Raw genomic sequence first — 23,186 nt, 5'->3', positions numbered from 1 at the left:
AAAAAATGATCGGCGACGGCTAACGGCACTCAGGCATCGCCGATCAACAGTTTTGTTTGACTAACTTATATACCGAAACGGGTGGAATTTCCAGTAATCAAGATCGTCCGGCTCCTAATTCTCCGGCTCATCGTCTTTTAGAAATGAGTTTTCGATGTCCCTTTCGAGCTTCAGCCTGAGCCGTTCGACCATTTGATCGGCCCTTTGGACATTGTCTGCGAGGTTGGAACGGGCGGCCTCGATCTCCGTGAGGAGAAGCTGCAGGTTTGTCCGCTCGGCTGCAATGCTTCGGCGGCGAGAATCGCGAACCTCTTCGGGCCGCAGGGAACCGGACAATTGGAGTGTCCGCTCAATGACCTCAGGCCGGGAATCATATTCGAGTTGCTCGAGCCGTGTTTTGATCGCGCTCTCCTTCTCGATCATCTCAAAGTGCTGCTTCCTCAGAGACTCGGCTCGCTGCTCGGCCCGCGTGAGGATGTCGAGGTTGAGGAGCATTCGCTTCTGTTTTTCGTCGTAAGGGTCTTTTCGATTCGCCTCCAGCCTCTTTATTCGTTCCGTTAGTTCCCTGACTGTCGTGTTCGTCTCAGCATCGTCCTTATCGCGAGGCTCGATGTCAGGCGTGGAGCTTCGAGACGGGGCCTCAACAAGCTCGCCCGCCCGGCTGATGATCTCGGCTCCGGTAACGGTCGGCGGTGGCGTAGCGAGCGGCCTCGGGCTGGCTTTCGGTTGCGAACCTTGCGCGGACACACCAGCCGTAACAAGGCCGACGACGGAGCTGATAAGTAAGCAATAGATGATCCGGAACATAACTATCTCCTGCAAATGCCGATAGGATGCAAATCAGTTTATACTTGCACTATTCGGATGACAACGGGCACCTATAGTTTGCACGCCGCCCGCCCGCAGAAGTTCCGATCACGATCGAGATGCCTCTGAGATTAGACTTGCTTTCCCGCCGCTACGGCAATACATGGGCCTTGCGCGACATTTCGTTCGAGGTTGACGATGGCAGTGTCATCGGGCTGTTTGGCGCGAGCGGATCGGGGAAATCGACATTACTGAAGGTGCTTGCCGGCACAGCAAAAGCGACGAGCGGCCGGATCGAACTCGACGGCCGCGACATCACGGGCCTCAAACGTAAGGACCGCCGCCTCTCACTCTATTCAGGCAGTTTCGCAAGGACGCTCGTCGAATCGTTAAAGGGGGCCTTTGAGCGAGGAGCACAGGGAGCCATCGAGAAAGCAAAGTTCGAGGGTGCCGCGGAAACGATAGACCGTGTGTGGCTTCTGGACGAACCGTTCGGGCAAATGGACGCGGCGCAGCGAAGCGCATGTTTTGAGCTGATCCGCCGTTCGGCCAAGGCACGCGGAAGGATCGTGATCTTCGCTTCGAGTTCCTTTGATCAGATCATTGAGCTAACGGACGAAGTGGCCGTGATCGATGAAGGCGAAGTAATTCAAAGCGGGACGCCGCAGGAGATCTACGACGAACCTTTATCCGTGAAGATAGCCCGCGCAACAGGCGAGATGAATCTGATAAAGGCACGCCGACTGACATCATCTGACGCTGACCTGCCGGAATTCTATACGATCGACGGCGCCCACCGGCTGTTTGCCCAGCAAACCAAGAAAAGCCGTTTGGGTGCGATAAACCAAGACGCAACGCTTGCGATCAGGCCCGAACAGGTCTCGATGTCGCTCGGTTCATCCTTTCCTGAGGACAATCTGCTGAGGGCAGTCGTCACCGCGATCAAGTTCCGTGGACCGACGTCGATCATCGAGTTTGATGCCGGTGGACTGCGATTGATGACGCGGGTGTTCCGTGTTGTCGGACTGCAGATCGGTGACGAATGCATGCTCGGATTGCCGCCGCATCGCGTGGCGATCCTCACCGCATAAAAAAGGACCGGCGATCTCGCCGGCCCTCTCAGTAACGCCGCTAGGGCACATATTTCCTCGGCACCGGAATATCTGTGCCGAGGCCAAAAGCCACGCCGGCAAATCCCGCAGAGGAACGAAGCATGTACCACGTCCCGTTACGGAAAACGGCCGGATCGTCTCGTCCATCACCGTCATAGTCACCCGGAACGGGAATGTCCCCATTCGCCCCGAATTGAACAGCTATTGGGCCCCACAGGCTTGACAACACATACCAGATGCCTGATGTTGAACGGAAAACGGCGATATCATCCTCGCTATCTCCATCATAGTCGCCCGGCACAGGCTTATCACTGCTAATACCGAAGGGCACTGCATAAAAGTTCTGCGACGGCACTCCGGTCGGCTTTGCAATGTACCAGGTAGCATTCGCGGGACGGAAGACGCCGATGTTCGATTTTCCGTCGCGTTCATAGTCCATCGCCAGCGGCATATCGCCGGCCGAGCCAAAGCTGTCGGCGCTCGAACCGCCAAGGCTCTTCTGGATGTACCAGGTATTGTTAGACGGCCTGAAAAGGGCATAGTCGGCCTTGTGGTCACCGTCATAATCGCCTGTGACCGGGACATCGCCCGTAGTGCCCCATACCGCGTAACCAACTGTGTTCGTCAGGCTCTTCAATACGAAAAAGTCAGGATTCGCCGGATTCGCGTCAGCGCGGAAAACGGCAAGGTCGGTGCGTCCGTCACCATCATAGTCGCCCGGGACAGGCACGTCGGAGCTGATACCGAACTGTTGCCCGATGTAGCCGTCAAAAGACCTTTGCGTGTGCCAGATCCCGCCCGTCGGACGATAGACCGAGACGTCCGTGCGGCCGTCGCCGTCAAAGTCTGCCCTCGCTGACGGGTACGTCGCATAATTGTAGGCAACAAGGGCAAAGTCCTGGTCAGTCGGATCGCCGTTGCCGGGGACGCCGTCACCGTTAAGGGCGGTGGCGACGACATTAATGGAAAACGGCGTCCCGGTTGCCGTTCCCGCCGGAAGACGGACCATCTCGACATTATTTATGGTGTCAGCCGTTCCGCCAGCTGTCGATATGCCGCCGGTGAAGTTATTTCCACGATATGTGACACCGCCGAGCGTGACTGTTAGGTCGAGGTTATTGACGAGTGCAGGGTTTGCGTTCGGAGCACCCGCGGGATCGGTCCAGACGAGGGCGACACGGATCGGCTTTGTCGGGTCGCCGACAAATCCGATAATGTTCGAATTCCAACCGGGAGCGAGCAGAGCCCCTGACTGTTCGAGGAATCTCATCGGCACGCCGGTGCGGAGCATGTACTTCAAATTGATCCGGCCCCATCCCTCATTGCCATTCGGGATAGCGGTGCCGACATTGACGCCGGTCATCTCCTGGCCTGTATTAAGGATCGCTGCCTTTATCAGGGCCGGACTCGGATTGTTCCCGCTGTTATTCTCCTTCCATGCCTGCGTGAACAATGCCGCCGCACCTGCAACCTGTGGAGCGGCATGCGACGTTCCGCTGCTGTAGAGGATGTTGTTCGATGTGCCGGGCACAAAACCAAATGTCGAGGCCCCGCTGCCTGCACCTCCACCGGTGATATAGCCGCCCGGTGCCACAATGTCCGGCTTGACACGCCCATCTGCCGCCGGCCCGCGGCTCGACGTGTTGACGAGGTCCTCCATGCTGTCAGCGCTGGCTCCGCCAAGCTCAGTCCGCAGGTTCTCCGAATTGCCGGTCGCGATCACATTCTTTGCGGTCTTTGGCCTCGTCAGTCCGCTGGCACCAGAGTTCCCGGCCGAGAAAATGATGTTGATCGGATCGACCGTGCCCGCCGAGGATGCGTCACGGACAAATCCATCAAACCCTGCGGTGTATGCATCGTAAACATTGCCGTTTGTCCCGTTTCCCCAGCTATTGTTGCTGATCGAGCCTTTCACACCGTTAGCGCCGAATGTGCTGACGGTATCATCGAAGTTGTTTGCGTCCGTTCCCGTATAACCATTGACGAGGAAAGGAACATTTATGATATTCGCCTTGCGAGCGATCCCGACGCCGTAGTTGTAGCCGGCCGGGTCCGCCGACGTGTAAAACGGCGTATCGCCCGCGATAATGCTCGCATTGATGTGGCCGTGGCCGCCTGTTGCTCCGGCGGGGGCCCCACGCATCGGGCCATTTATCGTGTTCGCAGCCGTGATATAGAATCCGCCGTTGCCCGGAATGCTAATGCCATCGTCCGCCACCGCAACCGTCACGCCGGAGCCGTCACGGCCAAACTGCGTGAGCGAACTCCATCCCGGAGCGCTTATCGTCGTCGCACCGGTGTAGTTGCCCGAGACGATGTGAGCGGCCCGCTCATCCTCGGCCTGCGGACGCGAATATGCATCCATGGTGATCACGCCCGGTATCTCAGCCACCCGCATGATCTGATCCAGTGATATTTCAGCCCGGATCATGTTGAAGTAATTGGCCGGCAGAACGGAGCGGTTGATGACGGTGGCCCCGTAAACCGACGTTAGCCTCTCGGCGACCTTGTCGAGCGGCTCCGTCTTAAAGACCGCTACGTCAAAAATGGCGCGATCCGGCGCCGTGAACTCGATCGGAGAAATTCCGCCCGCAGGCGCTCGTCCGGCCTGTGCCGCAAATAATTGCTGAGAGAGCACGGATGATATCTTATGCTCCGGAAGGAAAGCTCCGGCCCATCTAACGTATTCCCGTGCCGCCGCGGAACCTATCGCCTGTGGTTTCGCCCTGACATAGAACGCGCTTTGTGGCACATACTGAAGTACTTCAACGCCAAGAGAACTCAGGTCGTTCAACAGGTCATCCTCGGTCGGACGGTTAAGCTGAACAATATAATAACGATATTCATTGCCCGCCGGTGCCTCGCCCGGCCGAACGGTTCCTGCGGCCGTGGTCTTTACCGGATCGAACTTTGCCGAAGGAAAGCTGATCTCGAATTGATTGCCTTCCCCGCTCGTCGCCGTCGGCGAAGCGGACGGCAGTAGAATCGCAAGTATTGCACCTGCAGCGACAGCAAATGCACCTATCCATAGACGGACATTAAGTATCCTCTTCATGTTCTGGTCATCCCCTTTTCAAATCTAATGATCAGCGATAATTTAACATATTTCGACCGTCCACGGCTGAAAAACTTTTCCACCGCGGGCTCGATCCTCGTGATCTGGAATGTCTTACTATTGAGGCAGCACCAGGACGACTTGCAGTCGACGGTTCTTGGCGCGGTTCGCCGGTGTCGTGTTTGGGGCTATCGGCGCCGTCGAGCCAAAGCCCTTCGCCAAGATGCGTCCCTCCTCGACACCGAGCGAGGCAAACTTGTCTGCGACAGCATATGAGCGCCTTTCGGTCACTGTTTGAATGAGGTCCGGATCACCGCTGCTGTCAGTATGGGATTCGACCGAAATGCGGTAATTCGGGTGGTTTACAAGCAGTTCCGCCAGCGACGTCAATTTACCGTCTGACTGGGGCAGCAAGTTGCTCGATCGCGGCCCGGCCCAAATAGACTCAGGCAGCGTCAACACGATTCCGCGTTCGTTCTTTGTGACTGCTCCGTATTTCTTCAGCGATGCGATCAGGCCATCTTCGGCTCCACGGAGTTTGGCCTCAGCCGCCTCCTTGTCGCGAGCGTCTTGTTCCCGTTGCTTTTCCGCCTCTAACGCTGCCAGCCGGGTCTTCGCAGCGTCCATTTCGACGCGCATCTTCCCGATCTCCTCGCGAAGCCGTCCGTTCTCATCCCGAAGCTCACGGACCTGATTTGAATAGTTCAGTGAGTCCCGCTCGGCAAGTTCACGGTTACGCGTCTCGCGAGCGAGTTCTGCTCGCAGGTCAGTAAGTTCATTCTGTGCCGAAGTGAACTTCTCTTCTGCGGCCCGGATCTCCTCGTCGGCTCGCGTCTTCTCATTGCGCTTTTCACGGGCGGCGCGACCCTGGCTTGCCGCAGCCTCTGCCTTTACGGATGCCGCAACGGATCTCCGCGCCGTCATATCAACCGTGTCCGAATCCCGTCCGGCCAACCAGCCGTTCTTAGCGTTCTGCAAGAGCGTTTCCGCCTCGGCCAGATCAGCAGGCGCATCGCGCTCGGCACCAGCAAACTTCGCCAAGGCCACCCCTTGGATCGCTTGAAGTATCGCCGCCGGTGTTTTCGCGTAGTCGGTTTCGGCGATCTCGGGCGTCCTTGGATCGCGAAAGTAATCGCTCGAATTGCCAAAATAGCTGATCGCCGGCATCGTATTGATGCGCTTGCCGTCCGTCGTGGTCGGATAGAGGTTCTCGAGCATGATCTGCTGGCTGGGCCGGGCGACCATAAAATGCGGTTCGGCGGTGATTATTATCGAGAAGGTCTGCAATGGCGTCGTGACATTGATCTTGGAATTGATAAAAAAGAGCCCGCTCCGCTTTATCTCGCCAAGATTGTCCACTTGGCCGGTGGGCGAGATGGCCCACACAACATACGTCGCATAACCGGGCCCAAGTTCAAAAGGACGCGGCATATTATCGACTGACAACTCGACGCGCGTCCCCGTCCGGTTCGTCCGCTTGACCCTCGCATTGCCTTTCATCCTCGGAAATCTGGTCGTGCCCCGAAACGACACAAGGACCGTGTCGTCAAGCGGGTAGGTAATGGCCGTCGTCTTTCGCGCGACATCTACCTGGGCCGACGCAACTGCTGATAACACAAAGGTTAGAATGATACCGGCCGCGGCGGTATTCCTGCGGGATCTGGTCATAGATATGTCTCCGAACATTGTTAAGAAGATGCCACAGCTCTATCTCACGTTGCAACCAACACACTTTGGACAGGTGCCGCAAAAGTAAAGTATATTCAAGTCTTTACGTTGAATGAACGATCTTGCCCGCCTGCTCAAATACGTCCGGCCATTCTGGTTGAGCTTTGTGTTGGCGCTGGTGGCGATGGTCCTGGCCGCAGTGTTCGAAACGGCGATCGGAGCATTGCTCGTCCCGATCTTTGACCAATTCTTCTTCCAAGGCCCGGCTACTGAGACAAAGACGCTCTTCGACCTCAACAAGCTCATTCCGCGCGATGATTGGTATCGCGCCTGGCTGGTCATATCAGGGCTTTTGATCGTCTTCTCTATTCTAAAGGGCATCGCAGAATATTTTTCGACCTACCTGATGGCGCGCATCGGGCAGTCGGCCGTCCTCGACCTTCGCAGCGAGTTGTACTCGCACCTGCTCGGCCAATCAATGGCGTTCTTTGAACGTCACCGGACGAATCACCTGGTTTCGAGGCTCGTTGTAAGCTGTTCTGCGATCGAGGCTGCCGTTTCGTCCAACCTCCGCGACGTGATCCGTGAGGCTGTGCTTTTGATAGCATTCCTCTCAGCCGCTCTTTATTTCAATTGGCGGCTTGCACTCGGCTCGCTGATCCTCCTGCCGGTCATCGGATATCTGACCTCGACGGTGAGCAACCGAATGCGAAAGCTCGCCGATGTATCGCTCGCGGGCAATAAAGAGATAACCGACACCGCGCAGGAAGCCCTCGCAAACAATGTGATCGTAAAGGCCTACAGGGCTGAACCGCGAGAACACAAACGATTCTTCAGCGCGGCGGCGACGATCGCTCGTGCTAATCTCCGCTCGGCTCGCATCTCAGGCCTCTTTCCACCGGCCTTTGACATCATCGCCATTGGCGGCATTATCGTCCTCTTCTATTTCGGGCTCCGTGAGATCAATGCGGCCCGGATGGAAGCGTCGCAGTTCTTCACTTTCCTCTATTTTCTCTTTCGCAGCTTTGACCCGCTGCGCAAGATCTCGCGGCAGCATAATGAGATATCCAAGGCGTTCGCGGCCGCGGGCGACGTCTGGAATATCATGGACGATAATGAGGTGATCCCCGAAAAGCCCGACGCCGTAGATGTCGGGCCGCTCGAACGTGCGATCTCGTTCCGCAGCGTGTCCTTTCGCTATCGCAGCAACCGAAAGCCGATCATAGACGGGATCGACCTCGAAGTGCCGCGCGATTCCGTGATCGCCCTGGTGGGCCGAAGCGGCGGCGGAAAATCGACTGTAACGAAGCTCGTCCAACGCCTGTACGACCCGATACAGGGCAGTATCTACTGGGACGACACCGATCTCCGCGATGCAACGCTTGCGAGCGTCAGGGGGCAGATAGCACTCGTAACTCAGGAGACCGTACTTTTCAACGACTCTGTCCTCCGGAACATTTCATACGGCCGGCCCGACGCGAGCGAGGATGAGGTGCGCGAGGCCGCGCGGATAGCACTTGCAGACGAGTTCATCGAACAGCTGCCCGAGCGATATGACACGATACTTGGCGAACGCGGCACACTGATCTCCGGCGGCCAGCGACAGCGGATAGCGATCGCACGGGCCGTGTTGATGGATGCTCCGGTCCTGATACTCGACGAGGCAACATCGGCTCTGGACACAGAGAGCGAACAGCTTGTGCAAAAGGCACTCGCCAACCTTATGCGCGGCCGTACATCGATCGTGATCGCTCACCGGCTGTCGACGGTTCGCCGGGCCGATCGAATTTTTGTTCTCGAGAAGGGCCGCATTATCGAGTCGGGCAAGCACGCCGACCTCATCGAGCAGAAAGGCCTCTACAGCCGGCTGTACGAGATGCAGTTTGCGGATGATCTAGGGTGAGGTTTCTCTATGACAAGCATCAATGGAATGAGTATTACGAGATAGGCTTATGAGATCAATGACAGGCTTTGGCCGCGGAACGGCCGCGGGCGACAAATTCAACATCACGGTCGAACTCAGATCGGTCAATAACCGCTTCCTCGACCTCAACCTTAGGCTCCCGGCCGAACTGCAGCTGCTCGAATCGAACATCAAACAACATCTCAACGGCCGCGTGGCACGCGGACGCGTCGATGTCAATCTGCAATACGACCGCACAAGTGAAACGGAGTTCGAACTCAATCGGCCGTTGATCTCGGGCTTTCTCGCCGCGATGAGAGAGATGCAGCAGGAGTTTGGCCTGGCCGGCGAACCAGATATGAACGTCATCGCCAGGCTCCCAAACGTCGTGAGCACAAAGAAGGAGGAGCCGAGTAAGGATTTCCTGGCTGCCATCGAGGCTGCATTTCAGATGGCCATCGATGACCTCAACGCGATGCGGGCGAACGAAGGAGCTATGCTCGCCGGTGTGTTAGAGAGCCTGCTCTGCGCGATCGAAGCCCGCGTACCGACGATCGAGGGCGAGGCGGCAGCCGTTGCGGAGGAATATCGCAGCCGCCTGACCAAGCGCGTGAACGATATGATCGCGAAGGCCGAATCACAGATCGACCTCGATCAGGGCCGGCTCGCCCAGGAGGTAGCATACCTAGCCGACAGGGCAGACATCTCAGAGGAGATCGCCCGGCTGCGAAGCCACATCGAGCATTTCCGACAGATCATTGCCGAAGATAAAGATGTCGGCAAGCGCCTCGATTTCCTCACCCAGGAACTCAACCGCGAAGCCAACACGATCGCTTCGAAGACAAACAATATGACCGTAAAGGAAAACGCTCTTGCGATAAAGAGCGATATTGAAAAGATCCGAGAGCAAGTGCAAAATATCGAATAATGAAGGGGAATTTGGTTATCATCAGCTCTCCGTCAGGCGGCGGAAAAGGCACGCTGATCAAAGAGGTACGTGACCACCTGCCCGACCTCGGCTATTCCTGCTCGCACACGACGCGGCCTCAACGCTTTGGCGAGGAAGAGGGGCGCGAGTATTTCTTTATCAGCGAGGACGAATTTCGCCGCCGCATCGATGCCGGCGACTTTCTCGAATACGCTAACGTCCACGGCCATCTTTACGGGACATCCCTCGCCGAGAGTCGAAAGGTTTTCAACTCGGGCCGTGATCTCATCGTCGAGGTCGATGTGCAGGGGGCTTTGCAGATCATGGAAAAGGACGAGCTCGCCGATTCGCGGATCAGCATTTTTATCCTGCCGCCCTCATTCGAGGTCCTTCGTGCCCGCCTTACCGCCCGGAATACTGAATCCGAGGAAGGTCTTCGGACCCGTCTTCGAAATTCATTCAACGAGGTTATGCAGTTCGCAAAGTTCGACTATGTCGTGATCAACGATGACCTGACGGTTGCCGCGAGGCAAATGGCGGCGATAATCCTCGCGGAACGACAAACTGCAACTAGACAAAATGACGCGATTCGGAGTATTCTTGATAGTTTTGATGCCTCGAGGCACCTATTCGAAGGAGAATGACCCACTGAATGGCCGACGAAACCAAAGCTATCAAAGAGATTGACGAGAACGCCGAACCCGAAGAAGAGATCATCGATCCGCCCGATATCGATTCGAAATACCGGCTCATCATCCTGGCCGCACAGCGCAGTAAGCAGCTTCAGCGTGGTGCCTTGCCCCGCGTTGACGCCGATCTCAAGAAGACCAAGCCGACCCGCGTCGCGATGAAGGAATTTCAGGAACGCAGGATCAATTTCCGCTTCACCGACCAAGCCGACGACGAAGCCCAGGCCGCTGAATAAGAAACTTTAGCCGCAGAACACGCGGATAAGACGGATAAGAAATCGCTGTTTCTTATCCGTCTTTTTATGTGCTTATCAGTTTTAGCCGTGTGATCCGCGACTATTTCTTTTACATTCCCTTATAGTTTGGCCCGCCGCCGCCTTCTGGTGTGACCCAGTTGATGATCTGGTAGGGATCGGCGATGTCGCACGTCTTACAGTGAACGCAGTTCGAGAAATTTACCTTTAGCTCACGGCGTCCATTGACCTCTTCCATCTCATACACCGCGGCCGGACAGAACCGCTGGCACGGATTGTCGTATTCCTCGGCGCACCGCGTCGCGCAGATCTCGGTATCGAGCACATGCAGATGCGATGGCTGGTCCTCGTCATGGGCGACCGCTCCATAAAACACATCCGTGACCTTATCAAACGTCAACTCCTTATCAAACGGGACATCCGCGTAACGACCTCCGTTCTCCGTTCTCCGTTTTTCGTTCTCGGCCACCGTTTGCATTCTCTCGTGCCCTGCCACATGATGCTCCTTCGGCATAAAGCCCCACGCCATGCCGCGGGTGAGATATTGCAGGCCGGTGTTGATCAACGCCGACCAGCGGCCTTTCTGGAACGCGGCATGAAAATTTCGCACCGGATGCAGCTCGTCATAGATCCATGAAAGGTTTACCTTCTCCTCGTAATGCCGGAGCGTCTTTGACGAGAAATCCTCATGCTCGAACGCGCCGACGATCGTCTCCGCCGCGAGCATTCCGGATTTCATCGCAGTGTGGATCCCCTTGATCCGTTGCCCGTTCAGCATAGACGCCGTCTCGCCCACCAGGAGCACGCCGTCGGCATAAAGCCTTGGTTGAGTCCAATAGCCGCCGGCGTTGATGGTCTTCGCTCCGTATTTGATCATCTTGCCGCCGGCAAGCACGGCGGCGACCTTTGGGTGGGTCTTGAACTTTTGAAACTCCGCGTGCGGGTCGATCATCGGATCTTCGTAATCCAGGCCCGTCACATAGCCGATCGAGACGACGTTGTTCTTCATCCCGTAGATCCAGCCGCCGCCGTAGGTCCGCGTGTCGGACGGGAACCCGAGCGTGTGGACGACCATTCCCTCGGCGAAATTCCCCGCGGGCACTTCCCACAACTCTTTCACACCAAGCGAATAGACCATCGGTTCTTTGCCCTCAGTCAGGCCAAGCCGCGACATCAGTTGTTTCGCGAGCGAACCGCGAGAGCCTTCACCAAGGACCGTGACCTTAGCCAATAGATCAACGCCCGGCTCGTAGTTCGGTTTCTTATGGCCTTCCTTGTCAATTCCCTTGTCGCCGGTACGGACGCCGATGACGGCGTCGTTATCGTCATACAAAATCTCTGCTGCCGGAAACTCAGGAAAAATGTTGACGCCCGCTTCCTCGCACTTCCCGCCGAGCCATTCGCAGATCTTGCTGAGGCTGACGATGTATTTGCCCTTGTTCTTCAACGGCGGCGGCGTGATCGGCGCGACAAAGCCGCGTTTCTCGGTCAGATACCAAGCCGCATCGTCCGTCACGACTGAATCCACGGGACAGCCCTGGGCGATGAAATCTGGCATTAGTTCGCGGATCGCCCTGGGATCCATCACCGCACCGGACAGGATGTGTGCTCCGACGAACGAGCCTTTCTCCACGATGCAGATCTCGAGATCGCCAATCTTTCGACCCTGTCTGAATCCCTTATCAACCATCTCGTCGTGCCGCTTGATCTCCTTCTTCAAGTGCAGAGCGGCCGCCAAATTCGCCGGCCCCGCCCCGACAAAGACCACATCCATCGGTATCTGTTCGCGTTCGCTCATAAAAATGAATGGCTATTCAGTAAAGGCGCGAGTATATCACAGGCGGAAACACGACCGGTAGGGAGTGTGCCCCCGCGTGATACACTCGTCCGGTGTCACCAGTACGCAACGCCTTACTTACTCTCGTCTTCGTCGAGGCACTGATCTTCGTCAACTGCAGTTCGCCCGCTAGGACACCAATCGCGCCCACCGAGATGCCGCAGAAAATGCTCTGGGCGTGGGAGCGCGAGGAAGATCTCAAGTTCATCAACCCGGCGGAGTTCGGCGTCGCCTTTCTCGCACAGACGGTCTTTCTTGAAAACGACCGCGTCATTCCACGCCAGCGTCGCCAGCCTCTGGACGTGCCAACAGGCACCTATCTGATCGCCGTCACACGGATCGAAACGAACAGAGAGACTGTTCGCCGCCCGAGGCTCGACCTTGCGATGGTGAGCCAAACCGCATTCCTAATCAAACGAACACTCGATCTGCCAAACGTGCGCGGCGTGCAGATCGATTTTGACGCGGGAGCGTCGGAACGTGATTTTTACCGCAAGCTCGCCGCCGACGTGCGAAAGCAGCTCCCGCAGGGCGTCAGCTTTACCATTACCTCGCTCGCCTCCTGGTGCACCGGCGACGCGTGGTTTGGGGACTTCCCCGTTGACGAAGCGGTCCCTATGGTCTTCCAAATGGGTGCCGACAGCGAAACGATCAGAACTTACCTAAAGAACGGCAACGACTGGCAGGAACCGCTGTGCCGTGCGAGCTATGGGGTCTCACTCGAAGAAGGCCGATTCGACGGGATGCAAAACGGCCGCCGCATCTTCTATTTCAAAGATTCTCCGTGGTCAAATGCCGATATTCAAGGCCTGCAGTGACAGGGCATTGCATCTTTCGACACGCGCAGCGGCCTGTCGTTCCTCAAAGCATCTGTATCGACGTTTCCGGCATCTGTATCGACATTTTCTTGGATTTGGTGCAAACAATTGACATTGTTTTGCTGATCTTCCCACAATTCGCATCGTCGTAACAAATTTGAGCAGTTCGCATACCATGACCAATTTCCGCCCTCGGCTTTTCACTTCCCGAGCGATGCGGCAACTGCCGACACAGAGTACTCGGAAGCGGCAAGTCGGGTGACTTGACCGGTCTGTTGCATCTGTGATATGTTTGTTTCATGACAAGAAATTGGGAAGAGTTCGACGAGCCGAGCACCCCGCGGATCGCGGACCTGCATGTATCGCTATCGCCTCAGGGGACGTTCCTGCTAAGCCGCAAGGCGTTCGAGGCATTGGCCAGCCCTACCCACATAGTGCTCAAGGTCGAAAAAGCGACCGGGACGATAGGCATTCAGCCTGTGCCGCCAAGCACGCTCAACGGTTTCAAACTTTACGACTCGGGCCGCGCCGGCGCTTACCGCTTTCACGCCCTGCGCTTTATGGTCAAATACAACATCCAGCTCAAATACACCGTCCGCTTCCCCACCGCAAGGATCGAGGACGGCATCCTGCTGCTCGAACTAAAATACCGCGTCCGCTCACCCCGCGCCGTCAGGCCGCCGCCGCCGAGGACTGGGTGGAAAGTCAAAAATGAGCGAAAGAACAAGATTTAGGGCGATCACGATTCATTGGAGTCGCCACCGAAGCGATCAGCATCCCGACCATTCCATAAACCGCTCCCCCGCCGCGCCGTCTCCTGCTGGCTCAACCCGCCGAGCGACAAAATAAACAACGCACTCGCGGCGATGTATGCGATTGTAATCAGGCTTTGTTGCATAAAGTCGCGTAGCGACGTTTGAATTTAGCCGTGGGTTTCAACCCACGGAAACGCGAATATAATGATCCCCGTCGCGTAGCGACGATTGAATTAATCGAATAAAAACCGTTCGTCGTAATCGATCCCGTGCAATTTCAATAACGAAACATATTCGTCTTCAAAACTCTGCTTCGCATGATGCTTACGTTGATTCTTGATATATTCGATAACCTCCGGCACGTTCGATTTACTCACCGAGAATACTCCGTAACCGTCCTGCCAACCGAACTTCGAAAGATGTGGGAATTCTTCGTGAATCCACTTCGACGACTCGCCTTTTAACCATTGTGCGATCTGGCTTGGTGCATGAACCGGTTTTGCCATCGTCAATGCATGAATGTGATTCTCAATGCCGCCGACCTGCAACGCGGTCAAGCCGTGCTTGCGTGCAATCCCGCCAATGTACGCCCATACGCGGTTCTCAATTTCTTGGTCTACGAAATCGACACGGCCTTTTGTGCTAAACACAATGTGATAAAACAAATTCGAATATGTGTTGGCCATTTTTCAATCGTCGCTACGCGACGAGGGCGTTTTTTTCATCCTTTCCGCGGGTTGAAACCCACGGCTAAATTCATCATGTCGCTACGCGACTGGAATCCGATCATCCGAGCTTTCTCAGTTCGCGATCGACTTCAACTTCGATCTTCCTAACAGTCTTCTCCAGACCTTCTAACTCTATGATTTGACTCTTGAGGCGATGATCCTGTGCAGCCTTGATAGGTTCGGCGAGTTTTAGTGCGGCCAAGCGCTTTTTCTCGTAGGCTTCTTGGCGTCGAGCATTTTCGGCCGGCTTCTCGCCGTTCGCCTTGACGGCGCGTAAATGTGGAGCGACCTGCTCATAGATCATGACAATAGTAATAATCAACCAGATTACGCCAACCAGCAGAAATGCAATTCTTCCGGCTGACGCAGAGAACGAGCTAATGATCCATGCCACGATTAGACCCGGAATACAGAACATCGCCCACCCAAACGGCATCAGAACCAAAAAACTGAGCGCTGGATTTTCGCCCCAAAGATTCGGCACAGGCTCCAATCTCAAGAGTTCAGGCGGCTCCGGAAGTTCTGCATATTTTCCGACATCCCAGGTCAACTGGTCTTTACAAGACTCCTTCATTCCGTTGTAGTTCGCCAGAGTTTCTCGGAGTATTGATAAATCCGCCTCTACCCGGCGTCGCGTAATGGTTTGGTCGCTAACGCCGTACGCTCCGATTAGTCCCATGGTGCCGCCGCGTTCGACGACTACGCCACGGCAATGATCGCAAACAGGAGCCAATGCTAGCACCGAGGTCTCGCTCAGCGGGCCGCCACAGCTGGGACATCTAGCGATATCAGGCATACGTTCTCCTACGACGTTGGTGTCTGTTTCTTCGGCGCTTTCTCGACATGCGAAGCTGAAATCCATGCAGCCAGCTTGCCGGGGTCGTTCGCGTAAACGTTGCGGACGATGCCGTCGAGGGCGTATTCCATCGACTTTGCGGCACTCAAGTTCGCAGAACCCATCGCCCCGCTAGGACGGTGTTTGTTGTCGGGCGTAGTGACCTTGTCCATCGAGAGTTCTCGTAAGTTCCCGGGTAACGGGCTGTAGATTCGAGTGTGTCGAGGATCATATAACCGTTTTGGGGGAGGGTCAAATTAGTGAACAGTTAACAGTGAATATTCAAGGATAAGAGTCTAGGAGCTAAACCGTTCGGTGTAGCCGTCGAGGTCTTTGTGGAGCTTCATGGTTCGATTGTAGCCGCGTTGGAAGATTGAGGCCGGGATGGTCGGATGATTCGGGATTTTTTGTCCTCTGTTACCGATTGAATCTCTCGGGGTTTCCCACGCGGAAGAACTCGTCGGGCCAGTACTCCTCTTTGTCGAGCCACCATTTCTGAACTTCGACGTTGATCTCGTCTTCGGTGATGGCCGGGTTTGAACGTCTTAATTCGTTCACATATTCTTGTTCGGCAAGCTCGTTGAGCTCCGAGATTCGCCTAAACTTGGCCGCATAATCGACAGGTTCCATTAACCTATTTATATTACCAAACTTCGGACTTTATTTGATCCACTTAATGGTATACCTGCCTACGGTGAAAAACCCAGTCGCTACCGCTCCCGGTTCTGACTATGACCCGAACTGAGCCTTCAAACTCTCGATATACGGTGCTCTCGCGACGCCTTTTTCGGTGATTATGGCGGTGACGAGGTCGTTTGGGGTTACGTCGAAGGCGTAGTTCGAGACTTCCGCGTTATCGGGTGCGAGTTGGATGTCGCGGACGTGGGTGACTTCGCGGATATCGCGTTCCTCGATGGGTATGTCGTCGCCGGTTGGACAGTTGAGATCGACGGTGGACAAAGGGGCGGCGACGTAGAATGGGATGTTGTGGCGTTTTGCCAGGACGGCGACCATGTAGGTGCCGATCTTGTTGGCGACGTCGCCGTTGGCAGCGATGCGATCTGAGCCGACGACGACGGCCTGGACATTGCCTTTTTTCATTACGTGGCCGCTCATGTTGTCGGTGATGAGCGTAACGGGAATGTCATCCTGCATCAATTCCCAGGCCGTCAGTCGCGCTCCTTGCAGATAAGGGCGAGTTTCGTCGGCTATTACAGCGATGTGCTTGCCCTGATCGACGGCGCCGCGAATCACGCCAAGAGCGGTGCCCCAAACGCCGCCGGTAGCGAGAGCTCCGGCGTTGCAGTGCGTAAGTACGGTGTCGTTGTCGTTCAGTAATTCACCGCCGAACTTCGCGATCAGTCGTTGTGCCTCAATGTCTTCGTCGTGAATGGCCTTTGATTCGTTTTTGAGGATCTCCTTGATCTCGCTGCCCGACTTTCCGTCTGCTTTGGCGGCCTGAAACGTCCTTTTCATCCGGTCGATGGCCCAGAACAGGTTCACCGCCGTCGGCCGCGTCTTGCCGATAACCTCAGCCGCAAATTCGATCTCATCCTCAAGATCGACGACGTTCGTTCCAACAAAATTCTTTGCTGCCAGCGCGATCCCATAAGCCGCCGAAACGCCAATGGCCGGAGCACCGCGCACGACCATATCTTTGATTCCGGCCGCAACGGCGTTGTAGTCGCGCAGCGTGAGCCATTTCTCTTCGGTCGGCAGCAATCGCTGATCGAGCATCAGCACGCCTTCGTCAGACCATTTGACAGGGATAATATCGAGTTTCATAGAAAGTCAGAACCACCTGCGGTAGCGGGTGGTTGAACGTGTGTGACACGAAATACAAATCTTAAGGAAATTCCTGCTCAGGCTCAAATACGATGAAACTTCCGATTATGATGTGCTCGTTACTATACCGTTCAACCACCCGCTACCGCAGGTGGTTCTGACACGCTTATGAGACTCGAACACACCCTCGACGCCCTCCACGTATCAGTAACTAGACGCCGCTGGACTCAGCTCTTCACCGCATTCGTCCGTTGTCTGCTGGCACTCGGCTTTATACCGCCAAGCATTCCAAAGATAATGCATCGCCCGTTCACGGTGCTGCCGGACACAAATCCTGTTGGGGCGTACTTTAATGCACTATACAACACGGGCTTCTACTACGAATTCATAGGCTGGTCACAGCTCATTGCGGCGATATTACTGCTGATACCGCGAACATCGCATCTTGGGGCAATGATGTTCCTGCCTATCATCGCCAATATCGCGGTGCTGACCTGCTCGGTCGGATTCGTCGGGACGTGGCTGATCACGCTGCTCATGGCCTTTGCCGCGGCGTGGCTGGTGACATGGGAATATGATCGTCTCAAACCTATCGTTTTCAGAACGCGCGAGGACAGGCCGCGTCGAGTACGCTTCGGGTTCATCGCGATCCCGGCCTTTTTTGCCGCAGGCGGTGTCGCGATGTCGGTGTTGTGGTGGGCGATAGGGCTTGGGAATTTCTCGAATTACCTTTCGATCGGCGTCGCTCTGGCGGTGATCGGTGCGGTGTTCGGGCTGGTGGTGGCTCTGCACCTCCGTTATATGCCCGTAGGACACCTGTCGGAACCGCCTGCGTAAGCGGGCGGCCAGTTTCTAACCTCACGTTCTGCTTTGACGATACCGAGCACACTCGGTATCGAACTGACCGCCCGCTTACGCAGGCGGTTCTGACTGGTTGATACCTTTGGGCTGGTTCGTTATATTCGTTCCATACCAGAAAAGCATTTATGACGGAGGTCGCTACCGATATCTCAGCACAACCAACTACCGCGAAAGAGCAGCCAGACTTTAGAGAAAACTTCTCCCTGAACCGAAAACTGCCGTGGGCACTAGCGGAACTCGACCGAATCTCGATGAACTTTTTCTGGTCGTGGCAGCCCGACGGAGCGGCCCTGTTTCGCGATCTGGACCCGATCCTGTGGGACAAATGCGAACAGAATCCGAGGCTGTTGCTCAATCAGGCAAGCAACTTACGGCTGTGGCAGCGGGCGAATGATGCAGCGTATTTGGCGAGACTCAGTTCGTTCACCGAGAAGCTTGATTCGTACCTGTCGGCTGCGGGCGTTCAACCACCCGCTACCGCAGGTGGTCCTGCCTGCCTCGCATATTTCTGTGCCGAGTTCGGCATTCATAATTCTTTACCGAACTATTCCGGCGGCCTTGGCATTCTGGCGGGCGACCATCTCAAATCTGCCAGCGACCTCAATCTCCCGCTGACGGCCATCGGCCTCTTGTATCGCTACGGCTATTTTCGACAGTCACTGCGGCATGACGGGTGGCAGGAGGAACGCTATAACGACATTTTTCAGTCCGAATTAGCGCTAACACCTGTTGTTAACGAGGACGGAGAACGCCTCACCGTCTGCGTTCACATTCGTGGCCGCGAGGTCACGGCACAGGCATGGCTCGCCCGTGTCGGACGCGTCTCGCTCTACCTGCTTGACACACATCTGCCCCAGAATAGTGAAGTAGATCGCCTGATAACGGGCCATCTGTACGGTGGCGATACCGAGACGAGGATCGTGCAGGAAAAGGTCCTCGGCATTGGCGGCGTCCGGCTGCTGAGAAAGCTCGGCATCGAACCATCGGTTTATCACCTCAACGAAGGCCATGCCGCGTTTTCGACGCTAGAACTTGCCCACGAGTACCTTGCCGCGGATCCGAAACGCACCTTCGCCGACGCCGTCGAATCGGTCCGGCGGAAGTGCGTTTTTACCACGCATACGCCGGTCGCGGCGGGAAATGATAATTTTCCGCCCGATCTGCTGATCGAGTGCTTCAGCGATGAGTTTATCGACTCTCTCAAATTGACCAAAGGCGAGTTTCTCGCCCTCGGACGCGCCGATCTGACGGACGACAAAGAGTTTTTTGGGATGACGCCGCTCGCGATCAGGATGTGCCGCTCGTCAAACGGCGTCAGCGAAAAGCACGGTGAGGTGTCACGGGAATTGTGGTTGAAGATGTTCACCGACTTGGCTGACGCCGGCGCCGTGCCGATCACGTCCGTCACAAACGGCGTTCACCCGTCGACCTGGATCGCTCCGCTCTTTCAGGACCAGTATCGAAGACATTTCGGCGAGGCGTGGCATGAAAATATCCGTGATCCAAACGCTTGGGCGGAATATGTTAACTCACTTAACAACAAAGACTTATGGGCCACTCATCAGTCGCTCAAGGGGCTGCTGATCGCCTTCATCCGCAACCGGACCCGGACCGACGACATTGGCGACATCGATACGATCCATGAACATGAGAGCACCAAAGGGCTGTTCTCGCCCGACATCCTTACTATCGGTTTCGCACGGCGCGTCGCGGCCTACAAACGCTGGGACCTGATCTTCTCGGACCTTGAACGCCTGCTCAGGCTCGTCGACGATGTCGGTCAGCCCGTGCAGTTCGTTTTTGCCGGCAAAGCCCACCCGCAGGACAACACCGCCAAAACCATCCTGCAGGAACTGATGTCCATCAACCATGATTCCAATTGGCAGCGGCGGGCCGTATTTATCGAAGACTATGATCAGGAAATCGCTCGCCATCTCGTCCAGGGCGTGGATGTCTGGATGAATGTGCCGCGTCGCCCGATGGAAGCAAGCGGGACCAGCGGCATGAAGGCGGCAATGAACGGCGTCCTGAATTTCTCGGTCCTCGATGGCTGGTGGATCGAAGGCTATAACGGTGAAAATGGCTTTGCCATCGGCGCGCGCGACGTTGACGCCGATGCTGAGATGGACTCCGCCGATGCAGAATCACTCTATTCAACGCTCGAAAACGAGATCATCCCGACCTATTACGACCGCGGCCCGGAAGGCTATTCGGACGCATGGCTCGCTATGATGAAAGATGCGATCGCCACGCTAACCCCGCAGTTCTCGAGCGATCGGATGCTCAATGATTACCTGACGAGGATCTACGACGCAGAATGACCGAGGCAGAATTCACACGCGGGCAGATACGCCCTATCGAATGTCTCAAAGAGGCATGGGAGCGAATAAAGCCCGATTATTGGATGCTCTTTGCGATCTCGATCGTCGGTGCATTGATCGGCGGCATCTCGATGTATGTGCTGATCGGCGCAATGATCTGCGGCATCTTTCACTCATATCTAAAGGTGCTCGACGGCGAGGGAAAGCCGTCGATAGATGACCTTTGGGTCGGATTCAAATTCTTTTGGCCGAGCCTGCTGGTGACAGCCCTGATCGTCATCCCGATCGTCGTTTACATTCTGGCGCTTTTCGTCACGATGTATCTTCCCCTGATAATGAAGGCGGCGGGCGGCTCGCGCGTCAGTGACGAAGAGATGATCGGCAGTGTTCTCATGGTACTCGCCGTCGATATCGTCATCGCACTCGTCATGGTGACGATCCATTCGCTGTTGATCTTCAGTTACCCGCTGATCGTTGACCGTGGGCTATCAAGTTGGGATGCGATCAAGCTTAGCGCACGCGCAACGCTCAAGAATGTGAGCGGTGTCGGCGGCCTGATCGTCGTCAACTTCTGTATCGCCATTGCCGGGTATCTGGCATTCTGCATCGGCCTGTACCTCGCGATACCGCTGATGACCGCGACCAACATCGTCGCCTATCGCCGCGTTTTCCCAAAAACACAATGATCGAACCAATCCAGATCGTCGAAGAATCCAACCGCGAGATATCGATCAAATGGTCAGACGACAGCGAGACCAGCTACACCGCTGCTGCGCTCCGCCGCTCATGCCCGTGCGCCGGCTGTGTCGATGAATGGACCGGCAAAAAGACGCTCGACGACAGGAATATCGCCGACGACATCACTATCACCCACACATCGATCGTCGGACGGTATGCGTTGAATTTTCACTTCTCTGATGGGCACGATACGGGCATTTACAGCTTCAAATACCTTAAGGGACTTTTCTAGGCACGCCAATTTGGCCGCGGATTATCACAGATAAACGCGGATCAGAAAAAGACGTTTTAGTCCGGTCCTCTTGATCCGTCTTATCCGTGTAATCCGCCGCCAAAATGACTTTCGCGACCGTTCAACCGTATAATGTCGGTATGCACGAGCGGGATATCTTTGATGAGAGGCAGGAAACTAAGAAGGCGAGTTTTTCGTGTCCTTTCTGCCGCGAGCGGGCCGAGTACGACGTTCGCTGGCTGAAACGCACCAAGAAAAAAAATGCACCGCGAAATCTGAGCGACCACGACCGCGCCAGATTTAACAACTCCCGCGACTATATGGTCCGTGTGGACGACATGCTCGCCTGCCGCAATATGCGATGCCGCAAGCGGTTTGAGATACCCACATCACAATCTGTCGTTTTCATATAAAAAAGACGGGCCGATCAGGGCCCGCCTTCCCCACAATCGAGTTTCAGATCAATAGATCGAGAACGTATATTCGATCTGCTTTGTGACGGTTTGGCCGATGCCGTCGCGTTTCGCTGGGTCAAAACTGATCCGACGCGCTGCCGCGATCGCTTGCTCAGTTAGGCCATTAGGCAGTCCCTTTACGGTCGAAATGCTGCCGATACCGCCGCTGCCGAGAAATGTGACGCGCAGGATCACGGTTCCCTGGATGTTTGCCTGTCGGGCCGAGTCAGTGTAGCCGGGACGCGGCTTTGAGAGAATCTTGATGCCCTGCGTCACGCCCACCGGACGTGAAGGAGGTGGTGGAGGCCCGCCGCCGCCGGGGCCAAATCCGTCACCATTGCCGTCTCCGAGTCCGCCGCCGCTGCCCGAGCCGTCGCCTGAGCCTGTTCCGGTCCCGCGGCCGCTGCCCTGGCCCGTGCCGGCCCCGGTTCCCTGGCCGCCGCCTGTTCCCGGACCGTTGCTCCAGTTTGAGAAGCGTCCGTTGGGGTCACCAAAGCGGTCGTATTTCTGCTCAAAGGTTCTATTGCCCTGCGTCGAGGCGGGCGGCAGGATGAGCGAAGGATTCTCCAGCCTCGGAATTGCCTGAGGCGGACGGACCGGGTCCTTTGTCTGATTGGCAAGGTCGCCGAGCGTCGTTTCCTCTTCCTCACGGCCGCCGCCGCCACCGCCGCCGCCGCTGTCTTTTTGCTGCTGCTGCTTCTCTTCCTCGATGGCCATGGGGACCGCGTCGATCAGCGAAGCAAGATACGTTTCATCGCCGATCGAACCTACGTCGAGGTCCTTGCTAAAGATCCCATAGACCAAACCCGAAAACAGCGCCACGATCATCAATGCCGACGCTCCCATCAAGAGGCTGTTACGCGTGCCCGTATCCTTCTCTTCGATGACCGTCAGATAATACTGCCCGTCGGACTGTGCCTGCGAATGGGCATCCGAGAGCGAAATGGGCTGGCGATCGATATCGACAGGCGCCGTCTGGACAATGACCGGCTTCTGGACAATGACGGTCTCGACCTCAGGCTTGAAAACTTCCGGCTCAAGCGTCTCAACAGGTGCCGTTTCGATCGCGGCGGCCTCGATCGTCGGTTCCTCGATAACTTCGGTTGCCGGATCTACTAATAGAGGCTCAACGACTTCCGTCGGAGCCATCTCCTGTGGCAGTTCAACCGTTTCGGCGGCAGGCTCGATAAATGTCGGTGCGAGCGGCTCAACTGCGGCGATAACCGGATTCATCTCAAAGGCCGTCAGCCCCTGCCCGCAATTTGGACAAAAGCCGAACTTCTCGGCAAAACCTTCATCGCACGAACTGCAAAACTTTACGATCTTTCCCATCTCAGCCTCTCGATTCCACGCCCTCCATGGGGCGAGCGACATATGATAAAACGATTATATCGCGTTTATTTCA

General features: G+C 56.0%; 22 protein-coding genes and 1 pseudogene. 12 read left to right on the top strand and 11 right to left on the bottom strand.

Features of this window, described 5'->3' with window-relative positions:
• Positions 1-114: 114 nt before the first annotated feature.
• Positions 115-807: a hypothetical protein gene (locus tag IPM59_09705; protein MBK9215857.1), complete on the bottom strand. Its 693-nt coding sequence runs from the start codon at positions 805-807 to the stop codon at positions 115-117.
• Between the two features lie 119 nt (positions 808-926).
• Here IPM59_09705 and IPM59_09700 point away from each other — a divergent pair, with 119 nt between their 5' ends.
• Positions 927-1,898, top strand: coding sequence for an ABC transporter ATP-binding protein (locus IPM59_09700; protein MBK9215856.1), 972 nt, complete (start codon positions 927-929; stop codon positions 1,896-1,898).
• Positions 1,899-1,938: 40 nt separating this feature from the next.
• Here the strand turns inward: IPM59_09700 and IPM59_09695 are convergent, their stop codons facing one another.
• On the bottom strand, positions 1,939-4,974 hold the full coding sequence (locus IPM59_09695) for a S8 family serine peptidase (protein ID MBK9215855.1): 3,036 nt from the start codon (positions 4,972-4,974) through the stop codon (positions 1,939-1,941).
• 117 nt (positions 4,975-5,091) lie between these two features.
• Positions 5,092-6,642, bottom strand: a complete 1,551-nt coding sequence (locus IPM59_09690) for an OmpA family protein (GenBank protein MBK9215854.1) — start codon at positions 6,640-6,642, stop codon at positions 5,092-5,094.
• Positions 6,643-6,754: 112 nt separating this feature from the next.
• Here IPM59_09690 and IPM59_09685 point away from each other — a divergent pair, with 112 nt between their 5' ends.
• The 4 genes from IPM59_09685 to rpoZ are packed head-to-tail and all read left to right on the top strand — an operon-like array spanning position 6,755 to position 10,398.
• The gene (locus tag IPM59_09685) at positions 6,755-8,545 is read left to right on the top strand and encodes an ATP-binding cassette domain-containing protein (GenBank protein ID MBK9215853.1); all 1,791 of its coding nucleotides are present in this window, start codon (positions 6,755-6,757) and stop codon (positions 8,543-8,545) included.
• A 49-nt stretch (positions 8,546-8,594) separates the two neighbouring features.
• Complete coding sequence (locus IPM59_09680) at positions 8,595-9,473, top strand: YicC family protein (GenBank protein MBK9215852.1); 879 nt, start codon at positions 8,595-8,597, stop codon at positions 9,471-9,473.
• Complete coding sequence (gmk, locus tag IPM59_09675) at positions 9,473-10,117, top strand: guanylate kinase (protein MBK9215851.1); 645 nt, start codon at positions 9,473-9,475, stop codon at positions 10,115-10,117. The genes IPM59_09680 and gmk overlap by 1 nt, the downstream gene beginning before the upstream one ends.
• 8 nt (positions 10,118-10,125) lie before the next feature.
• Positions 10,126-10,398 carry a DNA-directed RNA polymerase subunit omega gene (gene rpoZ, locus IPM59_09670; protein MBK9215850.1) on the top strand — a complete coding sequence of 91 codons (273 nt, stop codon included), beginning with the start codon at positions 10,126-10,128 and terminating at the stop codon, positions 10,396-10,398.
• A 109-nt stretch (positions 10,399-10,507) separates the two neighbouring features.
• Here rpoZ and IPM59_09665 read toward each other — a convergent pair whose 3' ends face one another.
• Positions 10,508-12,214: an electron transfer flavoprotein-ubiquinone oxidoreductase gene (locus tag IPM59_09665; protein ID MBK9215849.1), complete on the bottom strand. Its 1,707-nt coding sequence runs from the start codon at positions 12,212-12,214 to the stop codon at positions 10,508-10,510.
• A gap of 92 nt (positions 12,215-12,306) precedes the next feature.
• Between IPM59_09665 and IPM59_09660 the strand changes: the two genes are divergently transcribed.
• Together IPM59_09660 and IPM59_09655 are read left to right on the top strand one after the other, a co-directional pair.
• Positions 12,307-13,071 (top strand): hypothetical protein, encoded by a 765-nt coding sequence (locus IPM59_09660; GenBank protein ID MBK9215848.1) that lies wholly within the window; start codon positions 12,307-12,309, stop codon positions 13,069-13,071.
• Between the two features lie 299 nt (positions 13,072-13,370).
• A complete protein-coding gene (locus IPM59_09655) occupies positions 13,371-13,805 on the top strand; it encodes a hypothetical protein (protein MBK9215847.1) in 435 nt (144 codons plus the stop codon).
• 19 nt (positions 13,806-13,824) lie between these two features.
• Here the strand turns inward: IPM59_09655 and IPM59_09650 are convergent.
• The 6 genes and pseudogenes from IPM59_09650 to mtnA form a co-directional block, all read right to left on the bottom strand.
• A pseudogene (locus tag IPM59_09650) lies at positions 13,825-13,969 on the bottom strand (NAD(P)(+) transhydrogenase (Re/Si-specific) subunit beta).
• Between the two features lie 90 nt (positions 13,970-14,059).
• A complete protein-coding gene (tnpA, locus tag IPM59_09645; GenBank protein ID MBK9215846.1) occupies positions 14,060-14,512 on the bottom strand; it encodes an IS200/IS605 family transposase in 453 nt (150 codons plus the stop codon).
• A 100-nt stretch (positions 14,513-14,612) separates the two neighbouring features.
• Positions 14,613-15,350, bottom strand: coding sequence for a hypothetical protein (locus IPM59_09640; protein ID MBK9215845.1), 738 nt, complete (start codon positions 15,348-15,350; stop codon positions 14,613-14,615).
• A gap of 8 nt (positions 15,351-15,358) precedes the next feature.
• Positions 15,359-15,562: a hypothetical protein gene (locus IPM59_09635; GenBank protein MBK9215844.1), complete on the bottom strand. Its 204-nt coding sequence runs from the start codon at positions 15,560-15,562 to the stop codon at positions 15,359-15,361.
• A gap of 244 nt (positions 15,563-15,806) precedes the next feature.
• Positions 15,807-16,019 carry a hypothetical protein gene (locus tag IPM59_09630; GenBank protein ID MBK9215843.1) on the bottom strand — a complete coding sequence of 71 codons (213 nt, stop codon included), beginning with the start codon at positions 16,017-16,019 and terminating at the stop codon, positions 15,807-15,809.
• Positions 16,020-16,118: 99 nt separating this feature from the next.
• The gene (gene mtnA / locus IPM59_09625) at positions 16,119-17,174 is read right to left on the bottom strand and encodes an S-methyl-5-thioribose-1-phosphate isomerase (protein ID MBK9215842.1); all 1,056 of its coding nucleotides are present in this window, start codon (positions 17,172-17,174) and stop codon (positions 16,119-16,121) included.
• A gap of 168 nt (positions 17,175-17,342) precedes the next feature.
• On the opposite strand from mtnA, the gene IPM59_09620 reads away from it, so the two are divergent.
• From IPM59_09620 to IPM59_09600, 5 genes are all read left to right on the top strand, one after another.
• Positions 17,343-18,011, top strand: a complete 669-nt coding sequence (locus IPM59_09620) for a DoxX family protein (protein MBK9215841.1) — start codon at positions 17,343-17,345, stop codon at positions 18,009-18,011.
• A 149-nt stretch (positions 18,012-18,160) separates the two neighbouring features.
• Positions 18,161-20,356 (top strand): alpha-glucan family phosphorylase, encoded by a 2,196-nt coding sequence (gene glgP, locus IPM59_09615; protein ID MBK9215840.1) that lies wholly within the window; start codon positions 18,161-18,163, stop codon positions 20,354-20,356.
• Positions 20,353-21,042: a hypothetical protein gene (locus IPM59_09610; GenBank protein MBK9215839.1), complete on the top strand. Its 690-nt coding sequence runs from the start codon at positions 20,353-20,355 to the stop codon at positions 21,040-21,042. Before glgP ends, IPM59_09610 begins: the two co-directional genes overlap by 4 nt.
• Complete coding sequence (locus IPM59_09605) at positions 21,039-21,326, top strand: DUF971 domain-containing protein (GenBank protein ID MBK9215838.1); 288 nt, start codon at positions 21,039-21,041, stop codon at positions 21,324-21,326. The genes IPM59_09610 and IPM59_09605 overlap by 4 nt, the downstream gene beginning before the upstream one ends.
• Positions 21,327-21,466: 140 nt before the next feature.
• Positions 21,467-21,739: a hypothetical protein gene (locus tag IPM59_09600; protein MBK9215837.1), complete on the top strand. Its 273-nt coding sequence runs from the start codon at positions 21,467-21,469 to the stop codon at positions 21,737-21,739.
• A gap of 48 nt (positions 21,740-21,787) precedes the next feature.
• Here the strand turns inward: IPM59_09600 and IPM59_09595 are convergent, their stop codons facing one another.
• Positions 21,788-23,113 (bottom strand): TonB family protein, encoded by a 1,326-nt coding sequence (locus tag IPM59_09595; GenBank protein MBK9215836.1) that lies wholly within the window; start codon positions 23,111-23,113, stop codon positions 21,788-21,790.
• Between the last annotated feature and the right edge of the window lie 73 nt (positions 23,114-23,186).

Origin of the sequence: Chloracidobacterium sp. (assembly GCA_016715795.1) — a bacterium.
Taxonomy (GTDB): Bacteria; Acidobacteriota; Blastocatellia; order Pyrinomonadales; family Pyrinomonadaceae; genus OLB17.
Note: the sequence above shows the minus strand (reverse complement) of the source record. Positions and strands in the feature narration are given on the sequence as shown.

Bases quoted from the DNA above. Each gene is read 5' to 3' on its own strand.
- IPM59_09595 (MBK9215836.1), bottom strand. From the start codon at position 23,113: ATGGGAAAGATCGTAAAGTTTTGCAGTTCGTGCGATGAAGGTTTTGCC.
- IPM59_09620 (MBK9215841.1), top strand. From the start codon at position 17,343: ATGAGACTCGAACACACCCTCGACGCCCTCCACGTATCAGTAACTAGA.
- IPM59_09680 (MBK9215852.1), top strand. From the start codon at position 8,595: ATGAGATCAATGACAGGCTTTGGCCGCGGAACGGCCGCGGGCGACAAA.
- IPM59_09630 (MBK9215843.1), bottom strand. From the start codon at position 16,019: ATGGAACCTGTCGATTATGCGGCCAAGTTTAGGCGAATCTCGGAGCTC.
- glgP (MBK9215840.1), top strand. From the start codon at position 18,161: ATGACGGAGGTCGCTACCGATATCTCAGCACAACCAACTACCGCGAAA.
- IPM59_09655 (MBK9215847.1), top strand. From the start codon at position 13,371: ATGACAAGAAATTGGGAAGAGTTCGACGAGCCGAGCACCCCGCGGATC.
- IPM59_09685 (MBK9215853.1), top strand. From the start codon at position 6,755: ATGAACGATCTTGCCCGCCTGCTCAAATACGTCCGGCCATTCTGGTTG.
- IPM59_09635 (MBK9215844.1), bottom strand. From the start codon at position 15,562: ATGGACAAGGTCACTACGCCCGACAACAAACACCGTCCTAGCGGGGCG.
- IPM59_09610 (MBK9215839.1), top strand. From the start codon at position 20,353: ATGACCGAGGCAGAATTCACACGCGGGCAGATACGCCCTATCGAATGT.
- IPM59_09700 (MBK9215856.1), top strand. From the start codon at position 927: ATGCCTCTGAGATTAGACTTGCTTTCCCGCCGCTACGGCAATACATGG.
- IPM59_09705 (MBK9215857.1), bottom strand. From the start codon at position 807: ATGTTCCGGATCATCTATTGCTTACTTATCAGCTCCGTCGTCGGCCTT.
- IPM59_09605 (MBK9215838.1), top strand. From the start codon at position 21,039: ATGATCGAACCAATCCAGATCGTCGAAGAATCCAACCGCGAGATATCG.
- IPM59_09600 (MBK9215837.1), top strand. From the start codon at position 21,467: ATGCACGAGCGGGATATCTTTGATGAGAGGCAGGAAACTAAGAAGGCG.
- IPM59_09640 (MBK9215845.1), bottom strand. From the start codon at position 15,350: ATGCCTGATATCGCTAGATGTCCCAGCTGTGGCGGCCCGCTGAGCGAG.
- tnpA (MBK9215846.1), bottom strand. From the start codon at position 14,512: ATGGCCAACACATATTCGAATTTGTTTTATCACATTGTGTTTAGCACA.
- rpoZ (MBK9215850.1), top strand. From the start codon at position 10,126: ATGGCCGACGAAACCAAAGCTATCAAAGAGATTGACGAGAACGCCGAA.
- IPM59_09690 (MBK9215854.1), bottom strand. From the start codon at position 6,642: ATGACCAGATCCCGCAGGAATACCGCCGCGGCCGGTATCATTCTAACC.
- mtnA (MBK9215842.1), bottom strand. From the start codon at position 17,174: ATGAAACTCGATATTATCCCTGTCAAATGGTCTGACGAAGGCGTGCTG.
- gmk (MBK9215851.1), top strand. From the start codon at position 9,473: ATGAAGGGGAATTTGGTTATCATCAGCTCTCCGTCAGGCGGCGGAAAA.
- IPM59_09665 (MBK9215849.1), bottom strand. From the start codon at position 12,214: ATGAGCGAACGCGAACAGATACCGATGGATGTGGTCTTTGTCGGGGCG.
- IPM59_09695 (MBK9215855.1), bottom strand. From the start codon at position 4,974: ATGAAGAGGATACTTAATGTCCGTCTATGGATAGGTGCATTTGCTGTC.